Raw genomic sequence first — 15,555 nt, forward strand, 5'->3', positions numbered from 1 at the left:
GGAAGAGTAGAAGATTTGTCTCTAAATGTTTGCGTGCCAGGATGGATTCGTCGAACAGCGAGACACGGACGTCTGGCGGTGGACTTGGTGAAGCAACGAGGCTTGGCGGCGGAAAATTGCCCGACGGAACAGTTGGGGACAACTGTTCTACTCTGACGCCATGGAATCCCGGACTCCAATCGGAGCCGGCGGCAGGACTGCCTCGGCAGAGACGGTGTGCAACACCGTGAAAGAAAGTCGGGATGACAAGATTCGAACTTGCGACCTCTGCACCCCCAGGGGGCTTATCTGCCCGTGGTAATTCTCGAGTTTTCGAGCGAAAACGCCCTCTCCCTCGGCAGAAAACGATAGCAAATGTGCAATGCTTCTTGCAACTGTGGGCAGATATTGCGGTACTATCGACCAGGAAACCGCCGATATTGGGAGTTTTGTGGTATGGATCCGAAGCCATCTGGTCCGCCAACCTGACCAACTCCTCGGATGAATCAATCCACCGTTCTATCGATGCGATTCAACCTCCCTACAGTCGACGAGTATGCAATCAACCAACTTCTTTAGGGAAATCAACTCATGACCGGTATTGGGATGTCGCCAGAACGGTCGAGCTTTCTGTGATGATCGCAGTCGGCACTTGCTGCCGCCCAATGCTCGATCAAGTCGGAGTCGAGGCATAAATTTTCTTGATGGCGTCCGACAGCCAGAGCAATCGGCCTACACGGCTTCTTTATCCCTGCATGCCTTTCAATTTCCCGTGCTTCAACATAGACGCTGTCACTGATTGCCTTGGCAATCAAGGGAAAAGTCACAACGCGTACTGCCAGACCAACGAGGTGTCTGGCTGTTTGAGTCGCCGTCAATTGATCCAATCGGAACCAAAAGCCGTTGCAAAATGCTTTGATCGCCAATTCGGCGAGGGCTCGCCGAATCACATCATTCACCAATACTGGTCCGGCATTAGATCGACCTTGATGTAACGGCATCCCAACGCGAGCGATTGTCGCTGACATGGGAACGAAGATTCCTGAACGGCCCCAAGTTCGAGCGTCCGCCAACGACCTCGAAATCCTCTGCGTCGAAAAGACTCAGAACCTTTACTTGAAGCGTCACTCGGACCTGCCAACGATCGATGGGATCGGTGAGCACGCCGCTTTGATGATCGTGTCGGGGACTAGCAACAACGTCGATGCCTTTCCAGCGGAAAAATTTTCGTGAGTTGGCTGAGCTTGTGCCCTGAGCTCACCAAGTCAGGTGGCGATAAATAGAACAAAGGCAAAAGTCCGACGCATGCCAGCAGCAATCGGATTGCGGGCGTCCTCCGGGTCTGCGGGCAAACTTTGATCTGGTCCATGTGTGCGCTAGGTGCATTTGGTCGAAGCATTCAGCGAGTTCGTCTGCTGAAAGGCCTTCGCTTTGCAGCACGTGGGCGACCATCGGCACCGTCGACGGCAAGCGTTGTTTTGTAGGACTCAATCCATTTCGGTCAAAACCCGGCGTCAATCGACATCAAGAATTATTCCCATAAAAACGCTTGACTTGCCTACGATCCGTCGGCAAGAATGCCTACACAGAGTAGGCATGCAACGTTTTCGAGGGAATTGGGATATGACGAAGCCGGATACGACACCGCTGACGGAGGCGCAGCGTCAAATCATGGAGGTCGTTTGGGACCAAGAGGAGGTCACCGTCACGCAGGTGCGAGACGAATTGGCACAGCGACGCGAGGTGGCTCGCAACACGATCCAAACGATGATCGTCCGTCTAGAGGAACGAGGATGGTTGAAGCATCGGACCGAAGGCCGAACGTTCTGGTACTCGGCCAACCGACCTCGCACTGCTTCCCTCGGGGCCAAGGTCGCTCAAATGGTCGACCGACTGTTCGCCGGTTCGCCCGAGGAAATGGTGACGGCGTTGATGGAATATCGCGGGCTGTCGGCCGATGAAGCCGATCGGATTCGCGAGATGATCGACACGGCGGAGACGAAGTCGTCCAAGAAGGCCAATCGGAAACCGAGCAAGAAACGCGGAGGTCAATCATGAATACGTTCTCTGACCAGTTGGTCTTGTGGGTGATCAACGTCCTGATTCACTCGTCAGTTTTGACAGCGGTTTTGTTGTGCGTCGCGATCTTGTTTCGCAAGCGAGCCGCCATGCGATATTGGATTCTGTGCTGCGGCCTGCTGTTGGTGTTGGCCAGTCCCGCTGTATCGGCACTCGTTCAATCACAAAGCACTGGCTGGTTCACGCTCGCTTTGCCAGATGAAACCGTTCCAACAGCAACGGTTGCCGCGACCGAGCAGCCAATGCCGGCAAACGACTCGCCAATGGAAAGCTTGCCGACACAGCAAGTCATTGCATCCATCGCGCCGCCGGTCTTGGACGCGAGCAGCGTGGAAGAGATTGCAAGCACGCCCGTCGTGAGCAAGCCAATGATGGTTGCGGATGTTCCAGCAAACCCTTCCCCAACTACGCCCACAGGGAAAGACTCTCGCTCGCCGATGCAGTGGCTGGCGATCATCGTGACCATCGCCATGGTAGTTTGGGCAGTGGGTGCAACGTTGTTGCTGATGCGAATGACGATTGGCTGGATCCGGCTGGCAGGAATCCTACGCCGAGCGGAACCCATCGCTGATCCTGACTACGTGGCCGCGTTCATAAAGGCCTGTGATCTGGCCGGTTGCCATGAGGGACACACACCCCGTTTGCTCGCGTCCGACGAAATCTCTGGCCCACTCGCCGCGGGCATCTTTGCTGGTTCGGTTGTCCTCCCCAAGCGGTTGATTGCCGATTCGAGTCCGACCGAGCTTGCCGAAGTCTTTGTTCATGAAGTCGCACACGTCGTCCGGCGAGACCAGATTGTCGTCTTGTTGCAAAACCTGGTCGCAGCGATCTATTGGCCTCATCCACTGGTCCGGAAGCTCAACCGCGAACTCGCCAAAGCCCGCGAAGAAGTCTGTGACAACTTTGTGTTGGCAACCACTGAAGCCCCCATCTACAGCCGCACACTGTTGTCGCTGGCTCAACTTGTTCAGCAGCCCGAAACGATCCCCGGCAGCGTCGGCTTCTTCGCGTCTCGCTGGAAACTGGAACATCGCGTGGCGGGACTACTAGACGAAGCTCGCGACACGCAAACGTTCCTCAGCCGGCGCGGATGGGCATTTGTTCTCGCATCGACTGTCGGACTGTTGGCCGCGATCTGTGTTGGCACCGTTACAATTGCGACCGCACAGAATTCGAAGAAAGATTCGGTCGCCGAGTCCGAAGCAAATTCAAGCGAGATTGAGATCAGTGGCATCGTCCGCGAACAAAGTGGAGCCCCAATTGGCGGCGCAAAGATTTGGTTGGCAGTCACGTCGTTCGAGTTCAACAGCGAAGCGAACATGGAGAATCGCGAGGGTCTGCTGCGTGAGTTGGGTTCAACCGATGAGCGGGGCCGTTTTGACTTCTTGCTTGATGAAGCAACGACTTCGGAAATCCGCGAACGCCCTCGATTCGCTCGTGTTCAAATTGTTGCAACGTGTGATGGGCATGGGATGGATTGGTTGCCACTGGATGTGTTCCAGGACGATCCAATTCTCAGTAAGGAGAGAGATCTTCTGCAGTCCAGAATCGACGACGCGTTTGGCGATGGACGGTTCGCTAGCAGAACCCTTGTCATGCGACCCGAATCGCAGCCGGTTCGGGGGCGGATCATCGATCTGGAAGGCAACGAACTATCGAACGTGACCGTGTTCGTCGAAAACCTTTGTCAACCAAACGTTCCGCAGTTGATGAACGCCCTGGAGAATGCTTGGAAGCAGGGCGTGTATGACGCGAAGAGTTCAACTGCCGTCGCTGGCGGACTTGCCAGAAGCGAGCTGCAAAAACTCTTCCCTCCGATCAAGACGGATGAAAACGGCGAATTTCAAATTCGCGGCATCGGCGATGATCAACTCGCCACGCTCGTCTTTCAAGACGAACGTATCGAAGCCCGGCCCGTGCATGTTGTCGGTCGCGAAATGGAGATGGTAAGCCTGCCACACAGGGATCAAAAACCCGACGGAACGAAGGACTTGTTCGTCGGACGAGACTTCAACTATTTCGCCGCCCCATCGATTCCGGTCGAAGGGACTGTCACGGACTGCGACACGGGCAAACCTATCGCAGGCGTATTGGTCTCTGTCGAGCGACTATTCCGACGCGAATACGCAAAGTTGCGGCTCGACACCCACCACATGCGTGCGGTGACCGATCAGCAAGGTCGCTTTCGCATCATTGGTATGCCGCCAGGCGACGGGCACATTATCGAAGCCGTGCCGCCGAAATCCGAACCTTACCTACCAGCTCCACACGAAGTTTCACTGAGCCTGGAGGATGGCAAAACGAAGCGTATCGAGATTCTGGTCAAGCGGGGCGTCTGGATCGAAGGGCGTATCGCGGATATAGAAACTGGCGAACCACGATCGGCGGCGATCGACTACATGGCGTTGAGTGAGAACCCTTACGCGATGGATATCGCCGGTTGGGATCCTACGTTGAGCCTTGATCCTGTCCGGGTCGAACAGCGTTACGTGACGGACAATGATGGCCGCTATCGCTTGCCCGCCCTGCCCGGTCCCGGTGTGTTGTTGGTCACGTCACTCGATCCTGGCTATCCGCTGGCCGCCGGTGCCGAGACGATCGATGGCTATAATCCGTCGACCGGCAAAATTCCCACGACACCGTTTCCCGTGCCAGCCTCGGATTGGCATTTACTAAAAGAGATCAATCCTGCCAAAGACGCAACCTCATTGACGAGTGACCTGAGGCTCGATGGCGGTGTTCGCATTCCCGGCCGCGTCATCGGCCCCGATGGCAAACCCACTTCGAATATCTACGCCCTCGGGTTAACGGAGGGCGACCCGTACTGGACCCCAAATAGTCCCGACAAAGCTCTCTTGACCGATAGATTCACGGTTAACGGCTACGACGGCAAGGGCCCGCGTCAATTGTTCTTCAAGAACCAGGACGAAACGCTTGTTGGCCAGTATCGGCTCGAAGGCACCGCACCGCCGGAGATCGCTGTCAAACTCGAACCGTCCGTGCGAGTCATTGGACATTTAATTGAGAACGAAACAGGTCTTCCCGCGCCGCGATACTTTGTTTTCTGCGAGGAGTTTTTGTTAAATGGAAACGCTCCGCCATTGGACTTCATGATTCATTGGTGCCATAGCGATAACGATGGCGGATTTGAGATCAAGGGTTTGATGGCAGGTCATATCTATAAGATGAAAGCTCGCGGTCGAAGCGGCAAGAAAGTTTACTTCACGATTGACCTGACCAAAGCTAAGCCGGGAGAGACCTTGGAACTCGCTGATGTCTCTCATCCTGGAACTCATGGTACGGACAATTCAAAATCTTCATCAACGATGAAGAAATCAAGCGATGTCGCCAGCGTCAGTACTGGAAGTCGCCAGAACAAATCGGAAGATAAAGCGGCGCACTCACCCATCCGCTTGGCCGGACGCGTGATCGATCCCAACGGCACCCCGGTTTCGGGCGCGAAAATCTTTTATGCCGGCAGCTTGGTCGAGCCGCTGTTGAATGAAGAGCAAGCGATTCCGTTGGCGGTCAGCCAGCAGAACGGTTCGTTCGAGTTCGCTATCTCCCGATCAAAACGTTCTCAGCTTCATGGCGAACGACTCTTAAGATATGGGACCGTGGTGGCAACCCTGGATGGTTTTGCCCCCGCATTGGCGAACTTGCAGGACCGCGTTTCGGACGAACCGCTTGAACTGCGTCTTGCGAGCAACGACGAGCCACTATCCGGTCGAATCCTTGATCTGCAAGGTCAGCCCGTCCCTGGGGTAAAAATATCTTTCAACGCTCTTGAAGTGCCCGTGCCCGAAAGTCTCGGGGTCAGTGCTTGGCGGAAGATGCTCAATGATCGACCGGACGGAATGGCGGTGCAGCGAAAATTTTTCTCACTCGCGATGCTGCCATCATTCATTAGCAAGAGGCAAGTTGCAACGGATGCCGAGGGCCGATTCGAGATGCCGAGCTTTGGCTCCGGTCGAATCGTGGCGTTGTTGCTTGAGAGCCCGACGATCCAAACGCAAGAAATTCGCGTCGTTACTGGAGTTCCGATCAACCCCATCTCGGTTCCCTGGTACGAAAATGCACCGGCGTTAGGAACGCTTCACTATGTTGCGAACAACTTCAGCTATGTCGCAGGCCCCACACGGCCGATTACTGGCGTAGTAAAGAATCTGGACACAGGCGAGCCATTAAGCGGGTTCAGTGTTTCCGGAGGCACGGTTGGCAATCCGATGCGACCCGTTGAAACAACGTCGGATCAGCAAGGCCGTTTCCACCTGACCGGCGTATCGATTGGCAGCGAGCAAACGCTTTCCGTTTTGCCACCGAAAGATCAACCGTTCATTGCGGTACAGCGGCGAGTCAACATCACTCCAGGCGAAGATCCGCTGGAGATCAACTTGGAGGTGCCACGGGGCGTTTGGGTGGACGGCAACGTTGTTGATCAACAAAGCAAAAAATCCGTGGGTGCCTATCTTTCCTATTTCGTGTTCGACAAAAACCGGGCTTATCAAACACTCCGAAGCACGGGACTGGGGCTACACGTTGGTTCATCGGGAGTTGAAACAGACGATGAGGGGAACTTTCGGCTTGCCGTGCTGCCGGGTAGAGGCGTTATTGCCGCAAGAGGATTTCGCGACGACTACCTGTTCGGGGTTGGCGATGATTTGATTGTCGAAGGTCGTCAGTCCGATAATGATGACGATGATTTTCTGGCAACCGCTCCTCATCTCATTTCGACGAGCAATTATCACGCGGTTGCGGAAGTGAATCCAGAGAATCTTGATTCGAATGTGGAAATCACAGTTGGCTTGGTACTCGGCGCATCGGCACAAGGACGTGTGGTTGATGCCGAAGGGCAACCGTTGGCCGGGACGCTGATCCGCGGGACGCGTGCGATGGCATACTGGCGTGAGACGGAATCGTCTAACTTCAAGGCACTTGGATTCACTGACGGTAAGTCACGGCAACTGTTGTTTTGGCACGGGGAACGCAACTTGGCCGGGCAGGCTGTGATCGCTCCAGGGACAACCGATGCAATGGTACAACTGCAACCCGCCGCCACCGTGTCCGGAAGACTGTTAGATAAGAACGGTGCACCGATCAGAGACGTTCCAATCGTCTCCTACACCCATGGGGGTAACAAGGCGAGCGAGGTTGAACATGATTTCCTCAACGTCCCTTCGTCGCTGGATATTCGTACCGACGACCAGGGAAAGTTTCAAATACCGAGCTTGGTACCAGGTTTAAAATACGCCTTCGGAATCGAAGACGAACCAGGACGGTTCCCAACCTTGATTATCAAAAGCATCGCATTGGAACCCGGTGAGACGCGAGACATGGGAGACATAGAGCCGCTTTCAGGTCCCCATGCGGCACCATGAACGATCCTCGCCCAACCGAATGGAAGCAATTCATTCCCTCCGACGCATTGCCGTGGGATCTTCGTCGCATTCACCATTTGCATCGGCGTGCCGGTTTCGCCGCGAACTGGAATGGCCTGCAACGGGATCTTCAGGCTGGGCCCGAGGTCGCCGTTGATCGAGTCTTGCGTGGCGGGAACGCGACGGATGATTTTGATTCGCTCCAGCGACTGATTGGTGACGCCGCGGTCAGTTCCGGTGACATCAATCGACTGAAGGCTTGGTGGTTCTATCGGATCTTGTATTCGGGTGATCCGCTGATCGAACGCATGACGTTGATGTGGCACAATCACTTTGCGACCAGCAACTTGAAGGTTGCCAACGTGGCGATGATGAAACGTCAGAACGACTTGTTGCGAAGGCACGCAATGGGCAAGTTCGGTGATCTCTTGCGAGCGGTCATCAAAGATGCGGCGATGATGGTCTGGCTGGATGCAAACGCCAATCGCAAAGGCAAACCGAACGAGAACCTTGCTCGCGAGTTAATGGAATTGTTCACGCTGGGCGTCGGTCACTACAGCGAAACCGATGTGAAGGAAGTCGCTCGAGCACTAACGGGCTGGACGGTTCGTGGCGGCGACTTCGAGCACGTGCCGGCGTACCACGATGACGGAACCAAGCAGATGCTCGGTGAGCAAGGCGATTTCGATGGCGATGATGTGCTGGCCATCCTGCTGAAACAAGAACCGCCCGCCCGGCGAATTGCGATGCGTTTGTGCGAAGTCTTTTTTGGCGAAGATGTCATCACGGACGATGCGCTCGACGAACTGGCCAGCGGTCTTCGCGACCATGACCTGGATATTGGCTGGGCCGTTGAGACCATCCTCCGCAGCGAAGCGTTCTTTTCCGAGGACAACATCGGCAACCGTGTGCTGGAACCAATTCAGTTCATGATTGGGCCGCTGTGGGCGTTGGAAATGCTCGATCCGCCGCCGAGCACATTGTTGCTGGCGGAGTGGGCGTCCAAGCTCGGCCAAGACCTGTTCTATCCGCCCAACGTGTTTGGCTGGCCCGGCGGTCGATCGTGGCTAACGACCCGAACAATGATCGGCCGTGCTAACTATGTGTCAGCGTTGTGCCGGGGCGAGTTGCATCGGCCGAATAGGCCACCAGACATCGCGGTTTTGGCAAAGAAGCACGGCTTTTCGACGCCGGCTGATCAATCCACGTTCGCGAGCTGGTTGCTCTTGGGTCACGAGAATGCAACCGGTGACATGAAAGCGATCCTTCGGCGACCGGCGTCGCAACTTGGTTAGTTGATTCCACAAAGACACGGGGACAAACGATGAAGACAAATCGAAGACGATTTCTTGGCCATGGTTCCGCCGTTGTGTTGGGGGCAATGCCTTCGCTGGTCAGCCGGGCAGTGATGGCGGACGAAGGAACTCGGTCGAACAGAAACGGCAAGATCTTAGTTGTGATCCAGATGAGCGGAGGCAATGACGGAATCAACACGATCATCCCTTACGCCGACGAAGGTTACGCAATGCACCGCAAGAAACTGCGATTGCCAACGGATCGGCTACTCAAGATTAACGACTCGGTGGGGTTTCATCCGTCGATGCGTTCTGCGGCGGATCTGCTTGAACAGGGTAAGCTTGGTATCGTTCAATGTGTCGGCTATCCCAACCCGAGTCGGTCTCACGACACGAGCATGGCGATCTGGCACTCGGCTCAAGTTGGTGACGAAGACGTGCTGCGATCTCATGGGTGGCTTGGCATGGCGATGGACGCCGCCCGCAAGAAAACAGATGACCCGGACATGATTCTGGTCGGCGATGAATCGCAACCGCTGGCCATCCAGAGTCGACGCTCGACTGCCGTGACGCTATCGAGCCTGACCGATTTGCGACTGCGCCAGCCTGCTCACGCTCAACCAAAACCTACAAGCGACCAGGCTTCCGAGTCCTCGCTTGCCCAATTCGTCGACCAAACGATGCAAGACGCGATTGCCACCGCCAGTGCATTGGAGCGAAACACCGAGGGTGGAGCCGATGGTAGTGCCAAGTACCCAACTACAAGAATCGGCAGGCGCATGCAAACCATTTCGACCATGGTCAAGAGCGGTTTTCAAACACCCATCTACTACGCAATTCAAAGCGGCTACGACACCCACGCGGCTCAATTGCCGTCGCACTCCCGGTTGTTACGAGAGTTTTCCGATGCCACCAAAGCATTTCTCGACGACATTGAAGCATCGGGACTGTCCGATCAAGTGTGCGTGATGGGCTTCAGCGAATTTGGCCGGCGAGTCGCTGAGAACAACTCCGAAGGAACCGACCATGGAACGGCCGGCCCCGTCTTTCTCGCCGGCAACCGAGTCCGATCTGGTCTGATTGGAACAACGCCCAAGCTGACCGACCTCGTCGACGGTGACCTGCAAATGAGCACTGACTTTCGCAACATGTACCAGGAAGTCACTCAGGCCTGGTTGGGTATTTCGGAATTGCAAGCCGCAGAATCTCCGTCTTCACTGAAACTATTTGACGCGTAGGGCAAGATGACTCGGTTTGAAATTTCGACCAAAACTTCTTCACCACGCACTGAATACCTTGCTCGCCGTCATCCATGACGCAGAGAAAGTCGCGACGGATTTTTTGCACGGGTTTGATCTTACAAGCAGACTGCAGCTCAAGGCAGCCCAAAGGTTGATTGGCCTGCACACGGTCAGCGGGATCGTTTACTGGTGCTGTGGGCTGACGTATGCATGGACAAGTCTCCTCGACAGAGCCGATCGACTCGTTGGAGGATGCTCGGAAAGCGGAGCGGACCTTGCATTACCGCAATGTTGTGGACGGCCTGCGCAATTGGGATTCCTGCCGCGGTAATGTACAGACGGATCGAATTCGGCGAGGGCTCGCCGAATTGCTTTAGTCACCAATAGTGGTCCGGCGTTAGATCGCCCGTGATGCGAGGGTAGGTTCAACATTAATGACCACGTGGCCGCCGCGAAAGACTCACTACTTCAAAAAAAATCAATTCGGCGACTCACGTGCATCGTCTGGTTCCGCCGTCTTGCCGACGATCAGAGCAACTCTTCTTCGAGTAGTGCTTCGTTCGTTCGGCCATCAATCAGGCCCAAGATCTCGCGTGAGAACCGTTCGATGCGATTATATGTCGTGAGAACCTCCAGATCTACTGATTTGATCGCGTCAATGCGATCGTCCGCGTGATGCGGATCAGCCAGGTTCACATGAACACCGATCTGCCCACGTCCGTCCAGCAAATAGACGCGGAGCGACAAATGCGTTTGCGACAGCTTTTCCGGCACAGATTCCGAATAGAACCCTCCCGCAATTTCGACATCGGCGTCGAGCGGATATTTTGCAATACGAGCAGCGAAATCCTGTATTTCACAAATGTTGACCCATGCGCTGCCGTGGCCGGAAAACCCATTTGATGTTGCGGTTGCAAACAAATCCGCCGATCCATCGTCATCGACGTGCAGCGTGAGTCTCAAGCGTCCAGGTTCAAAGCCGGAAATCATTTACTGTATCGGCGAACGGTAGAAATCACGGGGATCGCCCCAATGACGGTCATCGGTAGTAAAGCGTAATGGCGATCTCCCGTGCATTTCATTGTTCCCCGCGTTTTCGGAAATCGGTGTCGTGTTGCCCGAGATCCACGCAACCATCGTGCCCTCGCCAATCACGTGCATACACGAAGAGCCTGAACTTCTCATAGTCGGCGTGCAGAGCAATATCGTATGTCCGCGTTTCTCCCGCAGCAAGTTTGGTGCAGTCGTCTTTGTAAATATCTAGTCGGACGTAAGTCACCCCACCGGAGGGTGCCCACCAAGAGTCGTCCGGGTTGAGGCTGTCGCTAGGTCTTAGCCAAACGGGCAGGCGTCCGTCATTTTGAACAGTGAGCCGAATTTGCCGGTATCTCTCATCAAGGTGTGAAAACGGCTCGGGAAACGGAGCCGTCACCATCGACTTAAGGGACACCGGTGGTGTGAAAGGTTTGAATGCAACGATGACAAACGCCACCGCAGCCGTGCTTAGCAATAGTGTTCGGATTCGAAATCGACGGAACGTCAAGTTTGCAGTCCAGTCGGGGAACGTCACCCGGCACGCGCGAAAAACTTTTAATTTCAAAACCAGCCGACTCGCGTACTCGGGTGCACGCGATTGTTCCCCGCACTTTTCAACGTCCAACCAAAGCGGGATCATCGGCCACGGCAGTTCGTAAATTGTACCGTGGACAAGTCGGTTTCACCAAACTACGTTTTGCCTCCAAGTGCGTCATCACCAACATCGCAGCTTAGGAACCGACAGTTGCGCATCTTTGCCTCCTTGAAGTCGGAACCACGAAGATCGCAACGTTCGAACGTCACGTCAGTGAGTTCAGCCATGAAGAAAGACGCCCAATACAAGTCACAGTCTGTGAACGTCACCCGGGTGAGTGTCGCACCTTCGAAGTGCGAGCCCTCGGCAATGCAATCGGCGAACGACTGGTCTTGAGCGACGACGTCCATGTTGTCCGCGCTGTTGCGCATCTTGATCGAGCTAGCCATGGCCATCAGTCGGGGAACCTCAGACGTCACGCTGGACGGGCGAAAGACGTGCAAGCAGACCAACAACCGCGACTCCTGTCTTCGCGTGCATGTCATTGTTCCCCGTGTTCCGGCTGAAGCGGTGACGACCACAAGTATCGATCCGATCGAATGTTGCCACCACGAATTCCAATCATCGTATCACGAACAGTGTCTGCTGTGGCATTCTCTGCATCAAGATAGAAGTGAGACGAACCAATACAGCGGTCATCTATATAGTCAACGGTGAAACATACGCGATCCGAGATCACATCGAACGCAAATGCCGCAGCGTCATGTGCCGCAGCAAGCAAACGTTCATGTCCAGAATTGCCTTCGTAGCTGTAGCCAGAAAAGTGCGTGTGATGCTTGGTTCCGAGTTCGAGCGTTAGTTCATCGCCATTGTCGTCAACGCTAATGTGCCCAACGGAATCATGCAACGCAGGAAAAGTTAACGTTGGATTCGATGGTTCGGATTGCTCCCAGCGATCAACATCACCGCCGAGTTCCGCAAAGCGTCGAAGAAACGCATCGAGTGCTGGCGTCATGTTCAATTAGTCGGGGAACGTCCGCGATAACCGAGTCGCGGGAGGTAAGTGTCCATTTCCAAATCGCCCGGCTACCGCGAATTCGGTTCATCGATTGGTTCGCCGTTCTTTCTGCGGTCCGGAGTCGCATTGCTCTGTGCCAAGTCAAACGCATCGTACGCATCGTCACAGCGTGAGAGTATTCCTCGCCAGTAGATTCCATCTGCCAAGTAAATGAAATGGTCCAATTTAGTTTTGAACTTTTCGGTCTGGATATATGTCATGTTCGAGTCATCCAGTTCGTATTCGATTCGGATGTCAAAGGCAGCTGACGGCATCTCTATCGCTCGACCTTTAACCTTGACATAGGGCTCTCTGTTTCCGGGAGCACGAAAATAGAAATCACGGTTGGCGTGCACCTGTATTGTCGCAACGCACGACCATACCGGTGCCGATTTATCTTCCGATTCAGGGCGCCAATCTTCAGGGTCGTGATGTATCGCACGGTTTGTTCCGAGCAGATGTAGGTAGAGCGGTGTTGTTGGCTTATCGCTGTCGTTCGTTTCGTCACAGGACGATGCGTTTCGCGGAGACGCAGCAAAGGAGAGAAACGCAAATGCAACGAGAAGCAATTTGTGGGTCATGGAACGCATCTTGGACGGCGAACGGTGGGCGTAACCGAGTCGCGGCGGTTGACGATCCACTTCATTTAGTTCAAGACCGCGACTTCGGTTCACGCCATGGTTACCCGCCGTCTTTCAATTCCGGCGTCGGTGACCGTACAGATTCGCGACGCAAAATCAAAGTCAGGCTGCAATCGTCAGGTTTAGTGACAAATTCCTCCGGACGCGGGCAGCCAGCATCTGCGCGACACAGCACCAATCGGTCCCGATCGAAGCGATAGATCCCAAGCACAGACTTGTTGGGTGCTCCCGGTTTCACAACGGTTTGATCGAATCGATTTGGCGTGACGCTTCGGTCGACAGTCAGGACGCGTTCCAAGGTGCGCAATTTTATAGTCCACCGCAGTGATTTGCCATCAATGCGAATCCTGCTTCCGTTGAAACCATCCACTTGCTCGCCATCCATCTCCGTCGATTCGACGATCCAGGTCCCATTGAGACGTGAATCGGTCGCGGTGCTGGGTGATTGCGAATAGACCGGCTCGATCAGAGCACAAGATGCAAGGAAGGCGATCACGTATCGCATGGCTCTACTTGGTCGAGTAACGACCGGCATCACCGGGCGGGGAGAGTCAAGTTGTCCATTTCTAATCCGGCCGCAAGCCCCGCTCCGTGTGAATGCCATGGTTATCCCAATTCGGCATCCACGCTGTGATTCAGTGAACAACACCACCAAACATACATGAAGGCGATACACGCCAGTGACCAAACACCTGTGTCCTGATGGTGGCGAAACCGAACCGCCGAGTCAATGTAGCCGATTTCACAAACGATCATCATTCCGAAAACGATGGTCGCGAAGATTGCCCACATCGAAAAACTTTGAGGTCGCTTTGGCAGTAGTGCAATTCGCGGTGAACCGAATATCCCGTAACCGATTAGCAGTAGGGCGATCGGTGAATACATCACGGTCGACAAAAATGACCCGGCAATTCCAATGGCATACGAATCAGCAGTGGTGCCAAACCCTTCGTTCGCCGCGATGTCTCGGAAGTATGCCGCGTCACGCCATGGCGTCGAGCAATATAGGGCAAACCCGGCGATCGAGATGACCCAACGCATTACTTTTCCCCACGTTCGCCGCGCGTCGTGTGACAGCAATGACGGTTCCTTTGCAGGTGTGTACGGGTTTAGGCCATCCACGACTTCGCTCTGAGTGGGATAACGGGAAGCATCTGCGCGGTGGCGGAAAGCAGATTTCCACTTGTTGTAGGTCTCCACCGCCACTCCGCAGCATGCATTGGTTATTGCGTGCGGAGCGGAATGGCCGGGCCCGGTCAGATGGATTGCAATTGTACGAAAGGCCGGATGGCGAAACAACAAAGCTGGAAACGATGCAAAGCCAACCACGTCGAGAAGATGACCTTTGATGGAATGATCGAGCGGCGATGCAACTGCAAAGTTGGGTCACCGGTGATTGCCAATCAAAGGCAAAACCAACCGAGCGACTTTGGAAAACCAACCCGGGTGCCGATGCTCAAGTCCGAGATCCAACCAGCATTTTCCTGCCGACGATTTGCGACCAACGAAAGTAGCGCAAGCAAGACGTGGATGTTCGATGCCACTCGAACGTCGTCGAGCAATCAACCAATTCATCACAATAACGGTAGACATCACGGGGGACGGACGAAAGACTTTCCACTTCAAAAACCGCGCAAGCCGTCCTCCCGTGCATGTCATGGTTCTGTTGCTTCGTCTGCCGTTTCGGCGTGGACAACACCATCGTCCGTAACGCCGGAATGACGCGTGAATATCGAGTATACAGCAATCAACACGGCAGTGACGATCAACGGAGGGATCCAACCGGTCACCAGCAGTGCAGCATTCATCCCAACGCCGTCATACATAAGGTCACCACGCTCGCGTGCGAGTTCACGCGTAGCAGGCAAGTTGAATTGCATACGGAATACAAGCGTTGCGTGCCAAGAGGTCAGGGTAGCGAGGGATAGACGCAGCGGCCAGTTTCGCGTTGCGTTCCGCTTTGGGGGAGTGAACACAAACGCGGCGGGAATAACGGTCCACGAAGCGGTCATGCCCCAATCTCCAATGATCGCACGAGCTTGCGTACGCAGTAACCGTGACACGGCCCCCATCACGAGATCGAAAGAGATGACAGCAAGGATGCATCCAACGATGAGAATGAGCTTTCGCATCTTTTGTCAACAGAACGACCGGCGTCACCGGGCGGGGAGAGTAAAGCTGTCCATTTCAAATCCGGCCGCAAGCCCCGCTCCGTGTGCACGCCATGGTTCAAGTAAGCCGCTAACGCGGCGGTTTCGGTTTGGTGGTGGAACGGACGCGTGACGGATTGTTGGAAGCAACCTTTCAGGAGGAGC

14 protein-coding genes and 1 pseudogene are annotated in these 15,555 nt (G+C 54.8%); 6 read left to right on the top strand and 9 right to left on the bottom strand.

Going from position 1 to position 15,555, the window contains the following annotated elements:
• Positions 1 to 563: 563 nt before the first annotated feature.
• A complete protein-coding gene (locus CEE69_RS30575) occupies positions 564 to 1,007 on the bottom strand; it encodes a hypothetical protein (RefSeq protein WP_099264297.1) in 444 nt (147 codons plus the stop codon).
• Between CEE69_RS30575 and CEE69_RS30580 the strand changes: the two genes are divergently transcribed.
• The 5 genes from CEE69_RS30580 to CEE69_RS30600 all read left to right on the top strand — a co-directional run bounded on the left by CEE69_RS30580 (position 1,006) and on the right by CEE69_RS30600 (position 9,969).
• Positions 1,006 to 1,212 carry a hypothetical protein gene (locus CEE69_RS30580; protein WP_099264298.1) on the top strand — a complete coding sequence of 69 codons (207 nt, stop codon included), beginning with the start codon at positions 1,006 to 1,008 and terminating at the stop codon, positions 1,210 to 1,212. The two genes, CEE69_RS30575 and CEE69_RS30580, sit on opposite strands and share 2 nt — an antisense overlap.
• A gap of 390 nt (positions 1,213 to 1,602) precedes the next feature.
• A complete protein-coding gene (locus CEE69_RS30585) occupies positions 1,603 to 2,037 on the top strand; it encodes a BlaI/MecI/CopY family transcriptional regulator (protein WP_099264299.1) in 435 nt (144 codons plus the stop codon).
• Positions 2,034 to 7,436 carry a M56 family metallopeptidase gene (locus CEE69_RS30590; RefSeq protein ID WP_099264300.1) on the top strand — a complete coding sequence of 1,801 codons (5,403 nt, stop codon included), beginning with the start codon at positions 2,034 to 2,036 and terminating at the stop codon, positions 7,434 to 7,436. The genes CEE69_RS30585 and CEE69_RS30590 overlap by 4 nt, the downstream gene beginning before the upstream one ends.
• Entirely contained in the window at positions 7,433 to 8,731 is a 1,299-nt protein-coding gene (locus tag CEE69_RS30595; protein WP_099264301.1) for a DUF1800 domain-containing protein, read from the top strand. The genes CEE69_RS30590 and CEE69_RS30595 overlap by 4 nt, the downstream gene beginning before the upstream one ends.
• A 29-nt stretch (positions 8,732 to 8,760) precedes the next feature.
• On the top strand, positions 8,761 to 9,969 hold the full coding sequence (locus CEE69_RS30600) for a DUF1501 domain-containing protein (RefSeq protein WP_099264302.1): 1,209 nt from the start codon (positions 8,761 to 8,763) through the stop codon (positions 9,967 to 9,969).
• Between the two features lie 531 nt (positions 9,970 to 10,500).
• Here the strand turns inward: CEE69_RS30600 and CEE69_RS30610 are convergent.
• The 6 genes from CEE69_RS30610 to CEE69_RS32270 all read right to left on the bottom strand — a co-directional run bounded on the left by CEE69_RS30610 (position 10,501) and on the right by CEE69_RS32270 (position 14,281).
• On the bottom strand, positions 10,501 to 10,962 hold the full coding sequence (locus tag CEE69_RS30610; RefSeq protein ID WP_099264303.1) for a hypothetical protein: 462 nt from the start codon (positions 10,960 to 10,962) through the stop codon (positions 10,501 to 10,503).
• Between the two features lie 735 nt (positions 10,963 to 11,697).
• A complete protein-coding gene (locus CEE69_RS30620; RefSeq protein WP_233215813.1) occupies positions 11,698 to 11,991 on the bottom strand; it encodes a pentapeptide repeat-containing protein in 294 nt (97 codons plus the stop codon).
• Positions 11,992 to 12,083: 92 nt separating this feature from the next.
• Complete coding sequence (locus CEE69_RS30625; RefSeq protein WP_099264304.1) at positions 12,084 to 12,557, bottom strand: hypothetical protein; 474 nt, start codon at positions 12,555 to 12,557, stop codon at positions 12,084 to 12,086.
• A gap of 71 nt (positions 12,558 to 12,628) precedes the next feature.
• A complete protein-coding gene (locus CEE69_RS32265; RefSeq protein ID WP_143549382.1) occupies positions 12,629 to 12,874 on the bottom strand; it encodes a hypothetical protein in 246 nt (81 codons plus the stop codon).
• 406 nt (positions 12,875 to 13,280) lie between these two features.
• A complete protein-coding gene (locus tag CEE69_RS30635) occupies positions 13,281 to 13,745 on the bottom strand; it encodes a TIGR03067 domain-containing protein (protein WP_099264306.1) in 465 nt (154 codons plus the stop codon).
• Positions 13,746 to 13,846: 101 nt separating this feature from the next.
• Positions 13,847 to 14,281: a hypothetical protein gene (locus tag CEE69_RS32270; protein WP_143549384.1), complete on the bottom strand. Its 435-nt coding sequence runs from the start codon at positions 14,279 to 14,281 to the stop codon at positions 13,847 to 13,849.
• A 326-nt stretch (positions 14,282 to 14,607) separates the two neighbouring features.
• On the opposite strand from CEE69_RS32270, the gene CEE69_RS30645 reads away from it, so the two are divergent.
• Entirely contained in the window at positions 14,608 to 14,754 is a 147-nt protein-coding gene (locus CEE69_RS30645) for a hypothetical protein (RefSeq protein ID WP_233215814.1), read from the top strand.
• A gap of 141 nt (positions 14,755 to 14,895) precedes the next feature.
• On the opposite strand, the gene CEE69_RS30650 is transcribed toward CEE69_RS30645, so the two are convergent.
• Together CEE69_RS30650 and CEE69_RS33440 are read right to left on the bottom strand one after the other, a co-directional pair.
• The gene (locus CEE69_RS30650; protein WP_143549385.1) at positions 14,896 to 15,252 is read right to left on the bottom strand and encodes a hypothetical protein; all 357 of its coding nucleotides are present in this window, start codon (positions 15,250 to 15,252) and stop codon (positions 14,896 to 14,898) included.
• A 59-nt stretch (positions 15,253 to 15,311) separates the two neighbouring features.
• A pseudogene (locus CEE69_RS33440) lies at positions 15,312 to 15,555 on the bottom strand (hypothetical protein); the annotation flags it as partial.

Source organism: Rhodopirellula bahusiensis, from assembly GCF_002727185.1.
Lineage (GTDB): Bacteria > Planctomycetota > Planctomycetia > Pirellulales > Pirellulaceae > Rhodopirellula > Rhodopirellula bahusiensis.

Excerpts from the sequence above, each read along its gene's own strand:
- CEE69_RS30575 (WP_099264297.1), bottom strand. The coding sequence starts at position 1,007 with ATGTCAGCGACAATCGCTCGCGTTGGGATGCCGTTACATCAAGGTCGA.
- CEE69_RS30635 (WP_099264306.1), bottom strand. The coding sequence starts at position 13,745 with ATGCGATACGTGATCGCCTTCCTTGCATCTTGTGCTCTGATCGAGCCG.
- CEE69_RS32265 (WP_143549382.1), bottom strand. The coding sequence starts at position 12,874 with ATGCCGTCAGCTGCCTTTGACATCCGAATCGAATACGAACTGGATGAC.
- CEE69_RS30590 (WP_099264300.1), top strand. The coding sequence starts at position 2,034 with ATGAATACGTTCTCTGACCAGTTGGTCTTGTGGGTGATCAACGTCCTG.
- CEE69_RS30625 (WP_099264304.1), bottom strand. The coding sequence starts at position 12,557 with ATGACGCCAGCACTCGATGCGTTTCTTCGACGCTTTGCGGAACTCGGC.
- CEE69_RS30650 (WP_143549385.1), bottom strand. The coding sequence starts at position 15,252 with ATGACCGCTTCGTGGACCGTTATTCCCGCCGCGTTTGTGTTCACTCCC.
- CEE69_RS30610 (WP_099264303.1), bottom strand. The coding sequence starts at position 10,962 with ATGATTTCCGGCTTTGAACCTGGACGCTTGAGACTCACGCTGCACGTC.
- CEE69_RS30600 (WP_099264302.1), top strand. The coding sequence starts at position 8,761 with ATGAAGACAAATCGAAGACGATTTCTTGGCCATGGTTCCGCCGTTGTG.
- CEE69_RS32270 (WP_143549384.1), bottom strand. The coding sequence starts at position 14,281 with ATGCGTTGGGTCATCTCGATCGCCGGGTTTGCCCTATATTGCTCGACG.
- CEE69_RS30585 (WP_099264299.1), top strand. The coding sequence starts at position 1,603 with ATGACGAAGCCGGATACGACACCGCTGACGGAGGCGCAGCGTCAAATC.
- CEE69_RS30620 (WP_233215813.1), bottom strand. The coding sequence starts at position 11,991 with ATGGCTAGCTCGATCAAGATGCGCAACAGCGCGGACAACATGGACGTC.
- CEE69_RS30645 (WP_233215814.1), top strand. The coding sequence starts at position 14,608 with ATGCAACTGCAAAGTTGGGTCACCGGTGATTGCCAATCAAAGGCAAAA.
- CEE69_RS30595 (WP_099264301.1), top strand. The coding sequence starts at position 7,433 with ATGAACGATCCTCGCCCAACCGAATGGAAGCAATTCATTCCCTCCGAC.
- CEE69_RS30580 (WP_099264298.1), top strand. The coding sequence starts at position 1,006 with ATGGGAACGAAGATTCCTGAACGGCCCCAAGTTCGAGCGTCCGCCAAC.